This is a genomic window from Mesorhizobium sp. M0954 (assembly GCF_040319155.1).
In the GTDB taxonomy this organism is placed as follows: domain Bacteria; phylum Pseudomonadota; class Alphaproteobacteria; order Rhizobiales; family Rhizobiaceae; genus Mesorhizobium.
The window spans coordinates 1-13104 of record NZ_JAMYNR010000042.1; the positions used below are offsets into that span (position 1 = coordinate 1).

General features: G+C 59.1%; 17 protein-coding genes and 1 pseudogene. 6 read left to right on the forward strand and 12 right to left on the reverse strand.

Translation table 11 applies throughout. The features are described 5' to 3' along the window. Positions 1-551: 551 nt before the first annotated feature. On the reverse strand, positions 552-737 hold the full coding sequence (locus NKH93_RS31490; protein ID WP_352900609.1) for a hypothetical protein: 186 nt from the start codon (positions 735-737) through the stop codon (positions 552-554). 330 nt (positions 738-1067) lie between these two features. Between NKH93_RS31490 and NKH93_RS31495 the strand changes: the two genes are divergently transcribed. Continuing rightward, positions 1068-1817, forward strand: coding sequence for an NYN domain-containing protein (locus NKH93_RS31495; protein WP_352900612.1), 750 nt, complete (start codon positions 1068-1070; stop codon positions 1815-1817). Here NKH93_RS31495 and NKH93_RS31500 read toward each other — a convergent pair whose 3' ends face one another. Then, the gene (locus tag NKH93_RS31500; RefSeq protein WP_352975018.1) at positions 1818-2465 is read right to left on the reverse strand and encodes a DUF2726 domain-containing protein; all 648 of its coding nucleotides are present in this window, start codon (positions 2463-2465) and stop codon (positions 1818-1820) included. A 349-nt stretch (positions 2466-2814) separates the two neighbouring features. On the opposite strand from NKH93_RS31500, the gene NKH93_RS31505 reads away from it, so the two are divergent. Continuing rightward, a complete protein-coding gene (locus tag NKH93_RS31505; protein ID WP_352975021.1) occupies positions 2815-3297 on the forward strand; it encodes a type I restriction-modification system subunit M N-terminal domain-containing protein in 483 nt (160 codons plus the stop codon). Here NKH93_RS31505 and NKH93_RS31510 read toward each other — a convergent pair. Next, positions 3237-4112 carry an IS5 family transposase gene (locus tag NKH93_RS31510; protein WP_352975024.1) on the reverse strand — a complete coding sequence of 292 codons (876 nt, stop codon included), beginning with the start codon at positions 4110-4112 and terminating at the stop codon, positions 3237-3239. The genes NKH93_RS31505 and NKH93_RS31510 overlap by 61 nt on opposite strands. A 67-nt stretch (positions 4113-4179) precedes the next feature. Here NKH93_RS31510 and NKH93_RS31515 point away from each other — a divergent pair, with 67 nt between their 5' ends. The 4 genes from NKH93_RS31515 (at position 4180) to NKH93_RS31530 (ending at position 5816) form a co-directional block, all read left to right on the forward strand. Continuing rightward, entirely contained in the window at positions 4180-4395 is a 216-nt protein-coding gene (locus NKH93_RS31515; RefSeq protein WP_352975027.1) for a hypothetical protein, read from the forward strand. A gap of 34 nt (positions 4396-4429) precedes the next feature. Next, positions 4430-4918 (forward strand): HsdM family class I SAM-dependent methyltransferase, encoded by a 489-nt coding sequence (locus NKH93_RS31520; RefSeq protein ID WP_502896532.1) that lies wholly within the window; start codon positions 4430-4432, stop codon positions 4916-4918. 86 nt (positions 4919-5004) lie between these two features. After that, positions 5005-5355 (forward strand): transposase, encoded by a 351-nt coding sequence (locus NKH93_RS31525; protein ID WP_352975054.1) that lies wholly within the window; start codon positions 5005-5007, stop codon positions 5353-5355. A gap of 116 nt (positions 5356-5471) precedes the next feature. Next, positions 5472-5816, forward strand: a complete 345-nt coding sequence (locus NKH93_RS31530; protein ID WP_352900747.1) for an IS3 family transposase — start codon at positions 5472-5474, stop codon at positions 5814-5816. Here the strand turns inward: NKH93_RS31530 and NKH93_RS31535 are convergent. The 9 genes and pseudogenes from NKH93_RS31535 to NKH93_RS31575 all read right to left on the reverse strand — a co-directional run. After that, a pseudogene (locus NKH93_RS31535) lies at positions 5756-6043 on the reverse strand (transposase domain-containing protein); the annotation flags it as partial. The gene NKH93_RS31530 and the pseudogene NKH93_RS31535 overlap by 61 nt on opposite strands. Positions 6044-6946: 903 nt before the next feature. Next, positions 6947-7585 (reverse strand): ribbon-helix-helix domain-containing protein, encoded by a 639-nt coding sequence (locus NKH93_RS31540; RefSeq protein WP_352900623.1) that lies wholly within the window; start codon positions 7583-7585, stop codon positions 6947-6949. Next, the gene (locus NKH93_RS31545; protein ID WP_352975058.1) at positions 7575-7889 is read right to left on the reverse strand and encodes a beta-barrel domain-containing protein; all 315 of its coding nucleotides are present in this window, start codon (positions 7887-7889) and stop codon (positions 7575-7577) included. The genes NKH93_RS31540 and NKH93_RS31545 overlap by 11 nt, the downstream gene beginning before the upstream one ends. A gap of 202 nt (positions 7890-8091) precedes the next feature. Further along, entirely contained in the window at positions 8092-8685 is a 594-nt protein-coding gene (locus tag NKH93_RS31550) for a hypothetical protein (RefSeq protein WP_352900628.1), read from the reverse strand. Then, positions 8682-9272, reverse strand: coding sequence for a L,D-transpeptidase (locus NKH93_RS31555; RefSeq protein WP_352900631.1), 591 nt, complete (start codon positions 9270-9272; stop codon positions 8682-8684). Before NKH93_RS31555 ends, NKH93_RS31550 begins: the two co-directional genes overlap by 4 nt. Next, entirely contained in the window at positions 9256-10419 is a 1164-nt protein-coding gene (locus NKH93_RS31560; protein WP_352900634.1) for a CpaE/TadZ family protein, read from the reverse strand. The genes NKH93_RS31555 and NKH93_RS31560 overlap by 17 nt, the downstream gene beginning before the upstream one ends. Further along, complete coding sequence (locus tag NKH93_RS31565; RefSeq protein WP_352900636.1) at positions 10416-11051, reverse strand: TadE/TadG family type IV pilus assembly protein; 636 nt, start codon at positions 11049-11051, stop codon at positions 10416-10418. Before NKH93_RS31565 ends, NKH93_RS31560 begins: the two co-directional genes overlap by 4 nt. A 2-nt stretch (positions 11052-11053) precedes the next feature. Next, a complete protein-coding gene (locus tag NKH93_RS31570) occupies positions 11054-11587 on the reverse strand; it encodes a TadE/TadG family type IV pilus assembly protein (protein ID WP_352900638.1) in 534 nt (177 codons plus the stop codon). Next, positions 11587-13071: a TadE/TadG family type IV pilus assembly protein gene (locus NKH93_RS31575; RefSeq protein ID WP_352900641.1), complete on the reverse strand. Its 1485-nt coding sequence runs from the start codon at positions 13069-13071 to the stop codon at positions 11587-11589. Before NKH93_RS31575 ends, NKH93_RS31570 begins: the two co-directional genes overlap by 1 nt. Positions 13072-13104 lie beyond the last annotated feature (33 nt).

Consider the following 13104-nt stretch of genomic DNA (forward strand, 5'->3'; position numbering starts at 1 on the left):
CTGCGCAACAAGGCTCGCCAATACGGTCTGATCTGACCCAATGCATGACGGGCAGGAGGCGGACGGCGCGAATATCGCCGTCTTCGACGTTGGCAAAACCAGCATAAAAGCTCTCGGCGATGAGGTTCGACGGCGTGCTCGCCGAGAGCTTTCTGTCCGCAACGAGATTCGGCCCGGTCCACCTTGGCGGGACCACGACCTCAAGGGCATTAGCGACTGGCTGTTCGGCTCGCTTGCCACTTTGTGCGGACAAGGAACAATGTGCGTAAGGAGTGGAGCCCATTGTGCAGGGGCAGAGCTGGAGCCGCCTCATGCCACCATTGCATCCGGCCTGGAAAACGTTGGGACCAATCCGGCCGGATCTAGCGCGCCGGTACGGCATACCGGAAAAAGCTGTCTGTCCTGACGGGCGGCCGCGAGAGAAGCCTCAATGCTTACCGCTATCAGGCAGCAGGCATGCCCGATGCCTTCGTGATCTCTACCGCAACCTGGATTGTCGGAATGTGCACCGCGACCGGTCGGCGGCGTTTTGACCCTGGGCGGACGAGAGTTCAGTCATGTGGCAGGACAGGGAAGAGGGACATGCGGCCGACGCCGCGCTGGTCAGCTTGTTGATACAGCGGGGCACCTTTGCATTGCCGTCCCTCGGCGGCGATGACGGCCTCTTTGCCGGCAGCGCCGGGCGGGGCCGGTTCCTTGAGTGCAACCAAAGCATTGTCGGGCAGCGGGATGGTCATACCGCCCGCCACTCCTCTCATAGTGGAAGCTCGGGATCGTCTTGTGATAGGCAGGCCAGCGACATGGTATAGAGTGAGTGACAATGCAGTACGACGCGTTTGCCGCCCTACCTGATCCCGAGGGATGTTGCCGACGCGTTCGCACGACATGATAAGCCGACCAGTTAGACGGCTGCCGAGCGATATTTCCGCGTTGATCAGGTTGATGGGATATTTCGGCGTTTTCGCGCTAACTTCTCACTGAGTTCGCTGGGTTTGCCGGAGATCGCATGCTGATCGAGACCGTGCCAATGGCGCGAATTGACTTTACGTCTGTAAAAGAGGAACGTCATGACGGTCGAAATGAAGTCCCCTCGTCTTGCCGTTTTGATTGACGCTGAGAACGCATCGGCCAAGATCGCGGATGGCCTATTCGAGGAGATCGCCAAAATTGGCGAGGCCAGCGTCCGTCGCATCTACGGTGATTTCTCTGGTTCACGTTTGAAGGCGTGGTCCAACGTGGTGTCGAAACACGCGATCCAGCAGCAGTACGCCAACGCCACTGGCAAGAACGCATCCGACATCGCGCTGGTGATCGACGCAATGGATTTGCTCCATAGCGGTAGGTTCGACGGGTTTTGTCTGGTGTCGTCTGACAGCGATTTCACTCGTCTTGCCGCACGCATCCGCGAGCAGGGTGTCGATGTTTTCGGCTTCGGGGAGCAGAAAAAAGCCCCTGAGAGTTTCCGGCAAGCGTGCCGCAGGTTCATCTATACCGAAAACCTACTTCCAACCGCTCCGGCCAACTCCCCTGACGCAGCGCAGCCCGCCAAGCCCCTTCAACTTCCGAGCGCCGCCACGCCGATCATCAGGAAGGTGATCAAGCAGATGGAAAACGAAGACGGCTGGGTGCCACTTGGCGCGGTAGGCAATCAGCTTGCCAACTTGGCATCCGATTTCGATCCAAGAACCTTCGGCTTCCGTAAGCTAAGCGATCTCGTGCGGAAGACCAATGCGTTCGAAATCGAACAACTCGATGGCAGAGTTATGCGTATCCGGGTCAGGTCGGCAACAGCCAGTAAGCCAGAGAAGTCGGCTTAGCTATTGCGCTGCGGCTGGCCGATCCACAAGCTTCTCGACCAGTCGCCTGAGTTCGGAAGGTGTCGTGTGACCGCCGATAATTTCGTGATAACTGATGCCTGCCCGTCGCAGGGCTTCCTTTTTTACTGCATCACGTGCTGCTGCTGTGCCTTGGTGATGCGCATGGCCTTGGTATTCGAGTGCATGTCGAGGCAGACAGTTCTCGTCCACAAGAAGGAGGTCCACCCGTTTCGAGTTTATGCAGCTGTAGGCGTCGGCGTTGGCGCTACGCAGGATTTCGCCCAGTGACACTTGGGCCATCACCTGCCATCCCGGATTGCAGCCGATCACCATGCGATCAAGTTCCTTGAAGACGCGCACTTCGCTCCTGTTGAGGAGCGGTTGAACAGTGAAGTTCGCACCCATGACAATCCGCAACTGGTCAGCAGGATCAGTTGGTTTCTGTGGCGCGGAAACAGGCTTTGGGGCGACCCACAGGCCGCTAAGAATGTCGCCTCCACTGCGCTCTCTCGCCCAGCGCAAGCGGTTCCTCTCCCTCCATGCTTGCCTCCGCTTTCTCGATAGGAAACGCTCCAAGGCCATACCGGCGAGTACGCCAGCCAGTAAAACGGCTGCTAGTTGTAGCGGCTCAACAAATTCCGGTGGCATGCAAAGACGCTACCTCCGAGATGCAGGGGTCCCTTGTAATTCACCCTTTTCTCATATCAGCAAAGCGTCAAGCGGTCTGCAATGACGATTTTGCGGACTATGATGTGGGTAAGCCAGGGCGATGGACATTCGAGAAGACGGCGGGCCTCTACCCTCCGATAACAACCCACTTATCGCGACCCAAAAAGCTGATGCGAGCACGCTCGCGTGAGTGCTCTTGCGTCGCATCTCACCGAACCTGGTCCAGGTGGCCCAACGCCAGCCCTAGCTCTTTTGTTGCGCTGCCCCACCCATCGTCGCGATTGAGCTGCTAACACGCAATTGCAAGTGATTTGGGGATGTGGTCAGCGTGGCAGTCAAGAAGTCCGATATTTACAGACGCATCTGGCAGGGGTGCGACGTGTTGCGCGGCGGCATGGACGCCTCGCAATACAAGAATTACGTGCTCTCGATCCTGTTCGTCAAATATGTTTCGGACAAATACGCTGGCCAGCCCTATGGAGCCATAAAGGTTCCGCAGGGATCGAGCTTTGTGAATATGGTCTCCCTTAAGGGCGGGACCGACATTGGCGACCAGATCAACAAAAAGATCATCGCGCCGTTGGCTGCGGCCAACAAGCTCAGCGGCTTCCCGGATTTCGACGACAGCGGCAAGCTCGGGTCCGGCAAGCAAAAGCAGGACACGCTGACAAACCTGATAGCTGTCTTCGAGGACCCAGCGCTCGATTTCACGCGCAATCGGGCCGACGGGGACGATATCCTCGGTGACGCCTACGAATATCTTATGCGCCACTTCGCCACTGAGAGTCCGTTTGAGAATGGCCAGGGGTGAGCGATGCGGCGCAGGAGCAAGCTGCCTAGGGCGAGGTGGATCATGGCTTCGGAGACGTCGAGCCGTTGTTCATAGTCGCGAACGAGCCGGCGCCATCGTGTCATCCAGCCGAAGGTGCGCTCCACGACCCAACGTCTCGGGAGCACTTTGAAGCCAGGCTCGGCGTCGCTCCTGCGGACGATCTCGAGAACGAAGTCGCGGTAGCCGACGGCATCCATCAGCTTGGTGCGGTCATAGGCGCCATCGGCGAACAGGTGCTTGAGCCAAGGCCATCGCTTCCGGATGCTTCCGACGATCGACCGAGCGCCGGCGCTGTCCGAGATGTCGGCGGTGGTGAGATTGACCATGAGCAGCCGGCCATCGGTGTCGACGGCGATGTGGCGCTTGCGACCGACAACCTTCTTCGCGGCGTCAAAGCCGCGCTCTTCAGCCACGGGTGCCTTGATCGACTGGCTATCGATGACGGCCGCGCTCGGGTTCTGCTCGCGACCCTCCTGTTCACGGTCGAGCATGAGCGCCACGTCATGGATCGTGCGGAACAGCAGCCGTCGCACAAAGCGCCGGAACCACCAGTAGACCGTCTGCCAGGGCGGGAAATCCTTAGGCAGCATCCGCCAGCCACCACCCGAACGCGCGAGATAGCGCAGTGCGTTCAGCACCTCCCGCAGGTCGGTCGATGGCTTGCGGCCACGTTTAGGCGGCGCTGGCAGGAACGAGCGGACAATGGCCCATTCTTCGTCCGTGAGATCCGTCGGGTAGCGCTTCGCTCGCTTTTCAAGATCAGCCATCCGGCTACGGCTTGCTCGGGTCCACATCCCGAGCTTGAATCACGGATCACGCCATACCAGAAGTACCGATCTGACGGCAGCTGAGGAAAACGCCATGACATTAACCGCTCTGCTCATGCCACTGCTGAACGAAGGCACCGACGTGTGGCGCCGGGTTGCCGTCAAAACCCTCGACGACGGAACTTACCAGATACTCGGACCCATGCCGGATGGTGAGGAATGGACCTTCGCTCCCGGCAGCATCGTCGCAGCGCAACTGAGAACCTTCAGCGACGGCGAAGAACGGCTGGTCGCAGTGCACCCCGCTTAACCGAGCACCCTTACGCTCCATTCTCAAACGGGCTCTGAGAGCGGCAAGTCAAAAAGGGCGGTTCTACACCCCCGCCGAAGTTAGCCGCGTGATAGCGCAGATCATCGGCATACGCGCCGCCAACACCACATCGCAGACCACCGTCTACGACCCCACCTGCGGCTCGGGGTCGTTGTTGATCAAGGTCGCGGATGAGGCGGGCAAGAAGGTGACGCTCTACGGTCAGGAGAAAGATGGGAGCACCGCCGGCCTCGCCCAGATGAACCTGAATTTGCACAATTATGCAAGCGCAGTTATCCACCCTGGCCAGAGCACTCTGGCCGCGCCCTCCTTCCGCGATGGCGAGGCCATCAAGACCTTTGATTTCGGGGTGGCCAATCCTCCCTTCAGCGACAAGCGTTGGAGCCAGGGAATGGATACCAATGAACTGAAGCCAGGACTTCTCATCAAGGAAGAGAGCACTGACACAGTCAATTTCCATCGGTTTGACGGATTGGGTGTGTCAAACGGCTTCCAAAACTGACCCTCGATTGGAGTGCGCCCCTCGGACCGGACAGGATGAACAAGCAGAATTGACTTGGAAGCCGGGCTTTCGAAGGATGGAAGCCCATGGTGACTTATCGCACGCACAGCATCGAGTTCAAACGTCAGGTAGTGCAGGAGTTCCTGTCCGGCGAGACGCTGCATGGTCTCGCCAAGCGGCACGAACTGCCGCGTAACCTGATCCGCATCTGGGTTCAGAAATACGAGGCCGGCTCCTTCGACGAAGACGTGGCGGCGGCCGACACGATGCAGACCTATGAGGCGCGGATCGCAGCGCTGGAGCGGCTGGTAAGCCGGCAAGCCTTGGAAATTGAGTTTCTGAAGGGGGCTCTGAAAAGCGTACCACGTCCGAGAAGCGGGACTACATCCGTGATCACCGGCCCGGCGGTGTCTCCATCGCTGAAGGATGCCGGCTGATGGGGATCGCGCGATCAACCTACTACGATCAGCCCGAAATCGCCGTGGATGACACAGCGCTCGTCGAGACGATGGGTGAGATCTCCGACAGCTTCGAAGCTTACGGCTATCGCCGCATGCAGGCGGCGCTGCGGCAGCGCGGCATCGTCGTCAACCACAAGAAGGTCAGACGGTTGATGCGCGAGCACGATCTGCAGCCCAGGATCAGGCGGCGCTTCATCGCCACTACGGACAGCGATCACGAGTCGCCGATCATCCCGAACCTGGCGAAGAACGTGACACCCGACGGCCCGAACCAGTTCTGGGTGAGCGACATAACATACATGACGATTGCGGCGGGCTTCGTCTACGTCGCGGTCATTTTGGATGCAGCCACGCGGGGTGGCGTGGAACGGCGTCGGCGCCGCGGCACCACCTCCAGCGTCTCGGTCATATCCTCACCCAGCTTGCGCAGCCGATGACGGCCGCAGCAGTAGCAAGCGGTCGGCGCCGGCTCGACCACGCGTTCGCGCGGCAGATGCTCGGGAAATGGCTGGCGCGCCGGTCGTTTGCGCACATAAGGCGCCACCTCGGTGGTCCGGGCCACGGCCTGTTCGGCGGCGATCTCGTCTTCCGTCGCCGTGCTCTCGAGTTCCTCTAAGGTGAGCTCCATCTGGTCGTGCAGGCGGGCGGAACGTTCAGAACTCTGTGCTGCGCCTGAGTGAGGAGAGCCCAGCCCCTACGCGCAAGCGGATGTCCAGGAGCGCTTCGGCTATTCCAACACGGCATGGCGTTGACGGAAGAGAGAGTGTGAGTTTGAAGACGCAGACTTCTCGGTGGCACTGCCGTCTGGCTTCAACCTAATAATGTCTCAATCGACCAACGCTCAGCAGTGAGACTCGCGACAAGTGGTCTCGAGACAGTTCAACTGTCAGCGGCAAGCTGGGTCTCGAGATCGCCTTCTGAATTCGATATCAGGCGAGAGAACACTCGTTAGTCCGAATTGGCGGGCGCGGAGGAATACTGGTTTTTGCCTGTTGCCCTTGCTCGGCCCTGCCAATGCGATCCGTCGGGAAGCTTAGCCGATAATTCGCCTTGAGTCAGTGCGGCGACAAGTAGAGAGCAATCAAGTTCCTCAAGGAACGGAACCTTCAGGCCACTATGAGCTGCCATCCGAAGCGATCTCAATCTTGCTGTCTTCTCGGTACGTTCGGCATGCTCAGCCTCGGCAATGACCTTCGCGGAGCGGATAAGCTTTCTATTTTCCAGCCAACACATGTGTTCGATCCTGCAAAATTTCTTCTTGGAGCTTGCCGCAGCTTTTCGGCGGTTGCGCGCCGATCAGCCCAGTTCGGATCCAATTCTGCTTTCCGCTCGCCAAGCCTTCTCTGGCGCCAATACGTCGTCATGCCCTCTCTCTTCGAGGTTGTCGCCCTTCATTGTAATGAATCCGGTTGATTGGTGATGGTGCCGCTCCCGCCAAACGGCGCGGGCCGTTGGTTGGCAATAGCGGTCGGGCCTAATCGAAGTCTCGCAGACAGTTCCTATTCGCGCTAAATGACACGAAGCATCTTCTGCCCGAATTGAGCCTCGCTCGCCGGGAGCGGCAGCTCTAGTCGTTGACGAACGCCATCAGCAACTCCGGTTCGGGTACGGGCGCGCGTACTACATTCAATTGACCTCGATACCTTCGTTCGCCGGCCCCGATGACAAAGCCGCTGGCGATCGGAACTTCGCCGTTGGCATCGAGCCGGGCAAAAATGTCGGCGACGTTGAGATCTAGCGCCAGCTTGAGATCTGGTCGTGCATCATAGTCTGGTCCGATCGGCAACTGACGCTTGACCAGTTGCTGGAACGGAGCATTGAAAGTCAGGATCTTCTTCGATGACGCCAAGGCGAAAGCGGGCGAGGGGCAGGCAAGCAATATGGCATTGATCGTTCTGATCGATGCAAGCTTCCGTAGGGTCACGTTTTCATCCGCCAGCCCGTGTATGCAAGCCACCCGTATCGCCGATGTCAGGTTGCCAGTCTTGGTCGGACTTTCGGCGATCTCCTCGATCAGCATGCCGATTGTGCATTTCCTACTTTCAGCCATCTGCTTCAGAGATATCCAGAAAGCCTTTTCCAGACGAATGCCGCGGCGTATGCCGCCACGCGCGACGACCCGGAATTCCAGCCCGAAATCCTCTTTTGTGATCGTTAGAAGCAGCCGATCACGATTGGTGGGAGGAGAGGTGGCGCTAGCGCTCACTCATGGTCTCCTGACGCGCCTTGTTGATCGGCTTTAAAAGGTAACTCAGAATCGCCTTGCGACTCGTCTTGATGTCTACTGAGCATATTATGGCCGGGATGGTTGAATAAGTCTTGCCATCCCTCTCGAGCGGCGATTTGTCCGACGCGACACCAACCTGGTAAAAGGCTCCCCCGTTTTTCTGATCGACCAAACTGTCGGCGACCATGCTTGAGACCTTGCCTTCGATGCCGCCGAAGATCGAGAAGTCGTAAGCGGTGAGCTTTATCAGCGCCTCGCGGTGGTCGGGACGAATGGACGACATCGCGTAGCGAGACCCGCGCTTCGATCAGCAAGGTTTCGTGGGTTGGCACGATGTCAGCCACGAGCACGAGGCTGGACGAAGGCACCGACCGTCCACCCGACAAAAACGACGAAAAGCGCTCCTAGAACGAATATGGACACCGATGCGCAAAGCGGCGGCCGATCTTCTCTGGCAAGCATTCCCCACGCCCCTTACCCCGCTTCTAATCGATCTTGCGGTAATAGACCTTGCCGTCAGGCTGCTCTATGCGCTGGTAGGAGGAGCTTGGGGCAGGGGGCACCGCTGCTGCGATCCTCCTTTTGGGCGGGCGTGGTGCTTCGACGATACTGCGCTCGGTCGCTTCTTCACCATCGAGATCGCTGAGCGGCTCCGCCGTGGCGCTGGTCGTCTCAACAAGAGGCTCCGCCACGCTAGAAACGTCGTCGTGGACCAGCGGTAAGTTCTGTTCAATCCGGGCAATGCTGCCGTTGATCTGGCTGAAGCTACCCTGCAGTTGATTGTCCAGTTTTTCGAATCGGCTTTGAAAGCCGTTATTGACGGTGTCGAGCCGGGCCGCAATCCGTTGCTCGAACGATCCGAGCTGTTCCAGCTTACCTTCGACAGAGCGCAGATCGTTGATGCCGCGGAAGAGATAGACCGCGGCTGTTAAATTTGCGGCTGTGATCAGCAAGGCGCCTGCAGCGACAACGCCAATCATCCTGGCATTGCTCGGTTTCCCAGCGACCGCTTGCTCTATAGGTTGGGTCGCCGGCCCAATGTCGATCGCCGGCATGTCCGGGTCGCTAATCATCGTCATTGGACCACCACCTTTGCACCGACCGAGACGCGCCTGAAAAGATCGATCACATCGGTGTTGGTAAGACGAAAGCATCCCGATGTGCCGTCGAAGCCAACGCCTGAAGGGTCGTTGGTGCCGTGTATGCGATAAAGCGTGTCGTGCCCGTCTCTGGATAAGTAGAGCGCCCGTGCGCCGAGCGGATTGTAGGGACCAGCCGGCACCATCTCCGGCAGCTCCGGCTGGCGCGCGCGCATTTCTCTCGGTGGGCGCCATTCCGGCCATTCGGTTTTCGCCCCCACTTCAACGGTGCCGGTCCAGCCAAATCCGTCACGCCCGACGCTGATCTGGTAGCGCAGCGCCTCACCCTCTCGGGTCACAAGATAGAGCGCCTTCTCCTGCTTGCGGATAATAATCGTGCCCGGCTGTTCCGCGGTTTGGAAAACAACGAACTTGCGCAGGCTGGGGCCCATGGCTGGCAGCGGCGGCTGGTCCGATAGCGCGGAGCGGGCATCGGCGCAGTCCCAGGCCGATGCCCCCAATGCCAGGCCCATGATGCAGGCGCCCGCAAGCGTTGGAACGAAGCGATATCTACCGGGCAGTGTCATCGAGCCGCTCTTTGAACATCCGCTTCAAATCCTTGTTGAAGCGTGCCCGCCCGTCCACTTCGGAAGGCATGATGGCTCGGTTCAGCGCATCGGTCAGCAGCGCATTGTCCAAGGCAACCGATTTGATGTGCGGTGCCTTGAATATCTTTTCGAGTTCGCTGCGCGAAAAGTGGTTGCCGAACCATTTGCGCCTGTGCTTGTTGGCGACCAGCGTGATGTTCACCGAATTGCCGCGCAAATCGCGGATCTTCTTGTAGAGCCGCTTGCCCTGCCGCAGCGAGGCGACGTTGAGCTCGAACACGATGAAGATCGCGTCGCTCGTGGAAAGCACAGGATTCTGCCAGGGAGTTTCGATGTTGGGCAGGTCGATGACGATGTCATCGAAGCGATAGGCGACGAGGTCCAGCAGCCGGAACACGAAATCCGCGCCCTGCGGCTCGAATGGCAGTTGCGGCCTTTCGAAGGCGTACAGCGTCAGGCCGGACGGGCGCGAGAGCTTGATAACGTCCATCAGTTCGACATCGAGCCTTTCCGGCTGGCCGATGATGCCGGCAAGGTCGAACTGGTTGAAGAGGTTGAGATAGGCGCCACAATTGGCGCTTTGGAAGTCGAGGTCGACGAGGCAGGTCGAAGCTGCACGTTCGGCGGATTTCGAGGCCAGGAAGTCCGCGGCCGACAAAGCGAGCGTCGTGGCGCCGCCGCCGCCGCTAGCGCTGATGAAGGTGATGATGCGGCTCTTGGTGCCCTGGTTGCCGGTGTCGTGAAAGGTAACCGCATTCAGAAGCTCCTTGGCATCGAGTGGTTTGTGCAGCCAGTCCGAGGCGTTCATGCGCACCAGGATGCGCGTCTGTTCAGAGGTCAGCTCGTCTGAAACCGCAATCAGCGGCACGGCCGCCCACAGGGCGCGCCCCTCGACAATGCCGGGCTTGCCAAGCAGATCGCCATTGGCAAGGTCGAGGATTACGATGCCCGGCCGCGTGTCGGGGGTCGGGCCTTTGAGAAAGTCATCCGTTTCGGAAATCCGGACGTCATAGATCGCCAGCGCATCGAGCCGCGTCGCCACGTCATGCTTGAACTGCGGATCCGACGAGAACAGGGCGACCTGCTTTCGTTTGGTTGGGAGAACCTTGGTGTTGATAGCGTTCATGGTGATGTGCTCTTCAGGTCTTCGCCCGTAACCGTGCTTAGCATGGACGGCATGGTGACGTTCGCAAAGCCCATCAGCCCTTGCAGAAAGAAGAACTGAAAGGTCACGTTTTGAAGACTTACGGTGATTGTCGGCACCGGTCCGCCCAGCCGGGTCTGATAGCTCAAGCCAGTCGCGCTGTAGGTGACCACCACGTTATCGCGGCGCAAGCGCGGAAAGAAATGGCACATCCCGGGCCGTTGATTTGCTGCGAGTGGGGGACAGGCATCATCGTTGGTGTTTGCCGTGTCCCCGCGGAAGACACGGCTGAAGTTGGCGGCATTGAATGCGCCCCCGTTGGTGCAAGCCCCTGTGCCAGCAGTATATGTGCAGACGAAGGGGCCATATGCCGCGGCAACGACAGGCGCACCCGGTGTCGTCGTCGGCGCCGCAGTCGCAAGGGCCGTCGCAATGGGGTCTGAAATCGAGGCCAGCCGGGCGCCGAGCTGGACCGCCTTGGCAGCAGCGTTCCATTGGTAGAAGGCGTGAGCGAAATCGACGAAACCGAGGACAAGGGCAAACAGCAGCGTCGAAACAATGGTCATTTCGACCATCGCCGCGCCGTCGTCCGATTCCGCAAAACGCTTGATCATGATCAGAACCGGATCAGCCGCTCCTCGTGAGAGCCGTTCAGCGTGATCGGGCCGATGCCGATGATCGATAGCATGCCGACCCCGCTGTACGCCAAGGTACCCGCAGCCCTGACGATACAGACCTGCGCGGTGGTTGATCGATATTGGGCGACGCCGGCGACCACAGCGTCATGGCAGGAACCGGCGGCAGCGATTGTCACCGTCACATTCGATTTCTGCCAGCCGCTGACGCGGGCACTGCCTGTTCCCGCCGCATTGCCGAACACCGCGATATTTGCAGCAATGTCGGCGCAGTCGATCGCCGCAAGCCCGGCTTGTGTATACAATTGGCTGTTGCAGCGCGCGGCGAAGCGGCTTGCATCTGAAAGCCCGGCTTCCATCAAGAGTTTTTCGTGAATCAGATTGCCGAACTCGAACACGCCAGCCGCCAAAATCAGCATCAGCGGCGTGATCAGCGTCATTTCGATGAGCACTGCACCGCGCTGGTCGCATCGAAATCTATCGAGATGACGCAATAGCATTCCAATCATCGCCATCACCGGTAAAGCTGAGCTTCGTCGCGGAGGAAATTGTCTAGCGTGCCTTGGCCGCCACCCCCAGTAACGTCTACCAGTTCAACCATCACGGATGCGTCTTCCGACGGCGACGCAACCGGTTCAGTGAGCAAAAAGCTTGCAAAAGCTTCGACCGGCAGATCCGTGCTGTGGCCGGACAGATCGCTGCCGGCAGCTTGGAGTGCATTGCAGTTCAGGATCGCGCCGTAAATCAACCGACGGTCAACCGTCGTGACAGGGGGTTGGCAAGCTGCCGACGGGGTTCCGATCTCTCCACCGGTCGACGCCGTGCCTACCAACCCGGCCGATATTTCGTAACGGTAGACCTGATAGCGCGTCGGCTTGGTCGTATTCCATGAAGATGGATAGGCAGCGGAACCAAAGTTGGTGCTCCAGTAACCTGAGAAATTCCAATTTCCATCGCCCATCCGACCGCCGAGGTATGGTGTGGTCGCGTCGCGCGGAAGGCCCATTGTTCCAGCTTCGGTGAATGAAAGTTGGTTCATGGAAGGACATTGGTTTGCGCTTCCTCGGGTCTTGATTGCCCCTTTGCGGACGTTCGCGGCTGGACCGTATTCAGCACTATCGAAAGGGTTGCCGCTGGCTGCAATGCCGAAACGAACATTGAACGCGTCTTGCACTGGGCCGGCGTTCTGGCCAGTTTTCGTGCTAACGCTGGCGGAACTGTAGCAACCAACCGGCCTTGATGTTGCAATCGTCTGAGCGAGGGCTTGAGCACCGTTGCCCACACCGGCCGGAGGTTCGAGGAAACCGAAGTTGCCAGGACCAGCGGCAGCCCCGTTTCCGACCTTCCTCAGTTCGATCAGTCGACGATGGACAGCTGGATTTGCGATGGCTTGCTCGAGTGTGTATCCGCCCGCTGCATTCGTCCCGTTCACCGTCTCGTAGGGGTTGCACATAAAGACCGGCGTGAAATCGCAGACGCCGGAGGTGAAGCCCGCCACGGCGACTGCGCCGACATTGAAACTGTTGCTGGCGCCGGATGACAAGAAGGAAGCCGGGAAGATTGCGGCAAACCCGACCGGGGTTACAGTGACTTCAACAAAACGGGCAAGTTTGGCGTCATTCAGCTCGTCGGTGATCACATTGGCGGGCACAATCGGGAGATTGTCGGTGGCCGGCAACGAGCGAAGATATCGGCGTGTTACTCCGGCGGAAGCGAGCATTTGAGGAGGGCCGGCGGTCGAGAAGGTGTATCGATTGCTTACCAGCGTAGCGATCGCCCTGTCACCACGGCTGATAGAGTCCGACGTCCCATCCAGCTCAGCCGCGCCCGCCAGCGCAAACGCATCAGCCCCCTTCTGCAGATCGTTGTGCAGATTGTTGACCCGGCTCATGTCGATCACCAGCAGAGAAAATCCGATGATCGCCGGCAGCATGACGCTGACCAGTATCAGCGCTATTCCCCTCTGATCGTGCCAGAACGCGCGAATAATACGCAGCATGGCCTTGCTCTTTTGCTCCTTGACGCCAGGATC

Excerpts from the sequence above, each read along its gene's own strand:
- NKH93_RS31560 (WP_352900634.1), bottom strand. The coding sequence starts at position 10,419 with ATGAACGCTATCAACACCAAGGTTCTCCCAACCAAACGAAAGCAGGTC.
- NKH93_RS31575 (WP_352900641.1), bottom strand. The coding sequence starts at position 13,071 with ATGCTGCGTATTATTCGCGCGTTCTGGCACGATCAGAGGGGAATAGCG.
- NKH93_RS31545 (WP_352975058.1), bottom strand. The coding sequence starts at position 7,889 with ATGTCGTCCATTCGTCCCGACCACCGCGAGGCGCTGATAAAGCTCACC.
- NKH93_RS31500 (WP_352975018.1), bottom strand. The coding sequence starts at position 2,465 with ATGCCACCGGAATTTGTTGAGCCGCTACAACTAGCAGCCGTTTTACTG.
- NKH93_RS31490 (WP_352900609.1), bottom strand. The coding sequence starts at position 737 with ATGACCATCCCGCTGCCCGACAATGCTTTGGTTGCACTCAAGGAACCG.
- NKH93_RS31525 (WP_352975054.1), top strand. The coding sequence starts at position 5,005 with ATGGTGACTTATCGCACGCACAGCATCGAGTTCAAACGTCAGGTAGTG.
- NKH93_RS31495 (WP_352900612.1), top strand. The coding sequence starts at position 1,068 with ATGACGGTCGAAATGAAGTCCCCTCGTCTTGCCGTTTTGATTGACGCT.
- NKH93_RS31515 (WP_352975027.1), top strand. The coding sequence starts at position 4,180 with ATGACATTAACCGCTCTGCTCATGCCACTGCTGAACGAAGGCACCGAC.
- NKH93_RS31550 (WP_352900628.1), bottom strand. The coding sequence starts at position 8,685 with ATGACGATGATTAGCGACCCGGACATGCCGGCGATCGACATTGGGCCG.
- NKH93_RS31570 (WP_352900638.1), bottom strand. The coding sequence starts at position 11,587 with ATGGCGATGATTGGAATGCTATTGCGTCATCTCGATAGATTTCGATGC.
- NKH93_RS31510 (WP_352975024.1), bottom strand. The coding sequence starts at position 4,112 with ATGTGGACCCGAGCAAGCCGTAGCCGGATGGCTGATCTTGAAAAGCGA.
- NKH93_RS31565 (WP_352900636.1), bottom strand. The coding sequence starts at position 11,051 with ATGATCAAGCGTTTTGCGGAATCGGACGACGGCGCGGCGATGGTCGAA.
- NKH93_RS31530 (WP_352900747.1), top strand. The coding sequence starts at position 5,472 with ATGCAGGCGGCGCTGCGGCAGCGCGGCATCGTCGTCAACCACAAGAAG.
- NKH93_RS31555 (WP_352900631.1), bottom strand. The coding sequence starts at position 9,272 with ATGACACTGCCCGGTAGATATCGCTTCGTTCCAACGCTTGCGGGCGCC.